This is a genomic window from Aromatoleum diolicum (assembly GCF_012910955.1).
GTDB lineage: Bacteria > Pseudomonadota > Gammaproteobacteria > Burkholderiales > Rhodocyclaceae > Aromatoleum > Aromatoleum diolicum.
In genome coordinates, this window is the sequence record NZ_WTVQ01000093.1 from 1 (window position 1) to 2,583 (window position 2,583).

Genomic DNA, 2,583 nt, shown 5'->3' on the forward strand with positions numbered 1-2,583 from the left:
TTGGGGCGCCGGGCATGCTGCTCCGCAACATTCCGGTGATTGTAGAACGTTTTATGATAATGTCAATCGCGTCTTACGGCGCGTCAAACTAGCCCTCACAAGGCGCGAGTGCGCCGGTAAACATCGACGTCGCCGCAAGCCTGTGACCGACGCGGTATAGACCCGGTATCCTCGTTTTCATCCTGAGGCCATAGAGCCGCACTTCATGGCGTCCGTTTTTCGGGGGCAACCTCAGGAGTGCGGTGGACCTTGACGAAGTCGGATGGACCATGGCCGGGCAAAAAGTTGTCACTCGCCTGCGTGACGAGGTGGAACGGTGAGCGCCAGTTGCGGTCGCGCCCGGTGCGTCTAGAATGATTCGTCGGGTGCACGATTCGGGTTCGAAAGTGCCCAATCTGTGCGCCCGTTCAGCGCGTGCAGAAGGGTGCCGAAACCGTTCTACAAAATTGCCCAGCTATGAGCACTGACGCGGCTTCCGGGACCACAGATGAGTGGAGTTTGTAGATTGAAAACATGCTCAAGTGACTGATTTATAAGAAAACTGACGGGGATTGTGGCTCCAGGGTGTCACCGGTTCGATCCCGGTATGTCGCCCCATAAAATCAAGTAGTTAGCGAATTGCAGTATCCAAAGTGGTTGTAGAACGATCTACAAAAACGGGCCCGCCGATGAGCGGGCCCGTTTTTTTTTAAAAGGTTCCACACTGGATTGTGCGTAACGCAAGATCGAGAACGGCGATCGCTTCGTGGGCGACTAAAACGTCGTCCTACCGCGAGCGCAACTGCACTTCCAGCAGGGCATCGAAGTAGTTGTGCCGCTTGCGGTACAGCGGGCCGGACACACACCGAGGCGGAAATCCCTCCGCGGCGAGCATCAGCGGGATCAGCAGGCGTTCGGTGTGGTCGTTGCCGTTGCGGAAAGGGTGGATCGTTTCGAATTGGGCATGGGCGACCCGGGCGAGTCCGGCCTTTCCTACCGGCGCAGTAGCTCCGCCGCTGCCGGTCGCGTCTCCGGCTACCTCCTCGGCAACGCCGGGCTGCCGGCTGGAGGGATTCTCGATCGACTTCGTCCAGGATCGCATGGCGCCCTCAAAACAACCGCCGAGCGCGTCCAGTTCACTCTGGGTGGCGGCCGAGCAAAATTCAGGTCCGGTGGCGGTGCGGGGCTTCGCCGGGCGGGCCGTCGCGCTGCCAGATCAGACGGCCGTCCTTGAGCACTTCGCGGATGCGGTGCAAAGGCAGCTGGCGGGCCTCGCCTTCGTCATCGACGAGGGTGCAGGCGAAGTGGTCGTGATCCGGGAACGCCAGCCGGCGCAGCGGCACGCGGACAATGTGTCGGGCGACGCGGTCGTAATAGCCGATGACGAACTCCCCGCGGCCGAAGGCGGGGTCCCAGCGGATGCGGGCGAGCAGTGCGTGGATCGGAATCATGGCGTGAGCTGGGGCGGGGGACGGCAGGCGCGGTAGCATGATGCGTCTCCCGTGTTTCATCTGCACTGACCGCCATGCCGCCTGCCCGTTCCGCCGCCGCCTCCGCTGCCGAGCCTGTAGACCTGCGCACGCTGACGCGCCGCTTCGCTCACGCCGGCCGGCTCGAGGCGATCCTGTTGCGCCCGGCACGACGGGCTGCGGCGCAGCCGGTGGGCGAGGCGCGCGCGCTGGCCGGCCGCGGGCTCGCCGGGGATCACTGCGCCGCCTCCGGTCGTGGTGGCGGCAAGCGCCAGCTGAGCCTGATCCAGGCCGCGCATCTGGCAGTGATCGCGGCGCTGGCGGGCCGCGACGAGGTCGATCCGGCGCTGCTGCGGCGCAACCTGGTGGTCTCCGGCCTGAACCTGCTTGCCGCGCGCACGCTGTTCCGCGACCAGCCGCTGCTGCTGCGCATCGGCGCCGAGGTCGTGCTCGAGCTCACCGGCATCTGCGAGCCCTGCTCGCGTATGGAGGACGTGCTCGGCCCCGGCGGCTACAACGCGATGCGCGGCCACGGCGGCGTCACCGCGCGCGTCCTTATTGGCGGCGTGCTGCGCATCGGCGACGCGGTCGTCTGCGAAGCAGCGCCGCCCGCGGACGGGGCGCTCGGCGCCGACTCGCCTCTCACAACCCACCCGGAGAACCCCGCATGACCGCCCTGATGCTCGGACTGCTGCTGTTCTTCAGCACTCATTCGACGCGCATCTTCGCCGAGGACAACCGCGCTCAGTACATCGCCCACTATGGCCTGGCGAAGTGGAAGCTGGCCTACTCGTTGGCCTCCGCGATCGGCCTCGGCCTGATTGTATGGGGCTACGGCTCGGCGCGGCTCGATCCGCTCGTGCTGTGGCCGCCGCCGCTGTGGACGCGGCAGCTGGCCGCGGTGCTGACGCTGCCCGCCTTCGTCCTGATCGCCGCCGCCTATGTGCCCGGCACGCGACTACGGGCGAAGCTCGGCCACCCGATGGTGCTCGGCGTGCAGCTATGGGCGCTCGCGCACCTGCTCGCCAACGGCACGCTCGCCGACCTGCTGCTGTTCGGCTGCTTCCTGGTGTGGGCGATCGCGAGCTTCTTCGCCGCGCGCCGGCGCGACCGGGCGCCGGGGGTGGTGCGGGGG

At 66.3% G+C, this 2,583-nt stretch carries 4 protein-coding genes; 2 read left to right on the top strand and 2 right to left on the bottom strand.

What is annotated here, in order from left to right; genetic code table 11:
* Positions 1 to 766: 766 nt before the first annotated feature.
* Both GPA25_RS23480 and GPA25_RS23485 read right to left on the bottom strand, forming a co-directional pair.
* Entirely contained in the window at positions 767 to 1,081 is a 315-nt protein-coding gene (locus GPA25_RS23480) for a Fic family protein (protein ID WP_169262813.1), read from the bottom strand.
* A 61-nt stretch (positions 1,082 to 1,142) separates the two neighbouring features.
* Positions 1,143 to 1,469 carry a DUF504 domain-containing protein gene (locus GPA25_RS23485; protein WP_246266140.1) on the bottom strand — a complete coding sequence of 109 codons (327 nt, stop codon included), beginning with the start codon at positions 1,467 to 1,469 and terminating at the stop codon, positions 1,143 to 1,145.
* Between the two features lie 35 nt (positions 1,470 to 1,504).
* On the opposite strand from GPA25_RS23485, the gene GPA25_RS23490 reads away from it, so the two are divergent.
* Both GPA25_RS23490 and GPA25_RS23495 read left to right on the top strand, forming a co-directional pair.
* Positions 1,505 to 2,119: an MOSC domain-containing protein gene (locus tag GPA25_RS23490; RefSeq protein WP_169262814.1), complete on the top strand. Its 615-nt coding sequence runs from the start codon at positions 1,505 to 1,507 to the stop codon at positions 2,117 to 2,119.
* Positions 2,116 to 2,583: NnrU family protein (locus GPA25_RS23495; RefSeq protein ID WP_169262815.1), on the top strand; the 468-nt coding region annotated here is incomplete at its 3' end. The genes GPA25_RS23490 and GPA25_RS23495, both read left to right, overlap by 4 nt.

Coding starts and splice junctions, on each gene's coding strand:
- GPA25_RS23485 (WP_246266140.1), bottom strand. CDS start 1,469: ATGCTACCGCGCCTGCCGTCCCCCGCCCCAGCTCACGCCATGATTCCG.
- GPA25_RS23490 (WP_169262814.1), top strand. CDS start 1,505: ATGCCGCCTGCCCGTTCCGCCGCCGCCTCCGCTGCCGAGCCTGTAGAC.
- GPA25_RS23480 (WP_169262813.1), bottom strand. CDS start 1,081: ATGCGATCCTGGACGAAGTCGATCGAGAATCCCTCCAGCCGGCAGCCC.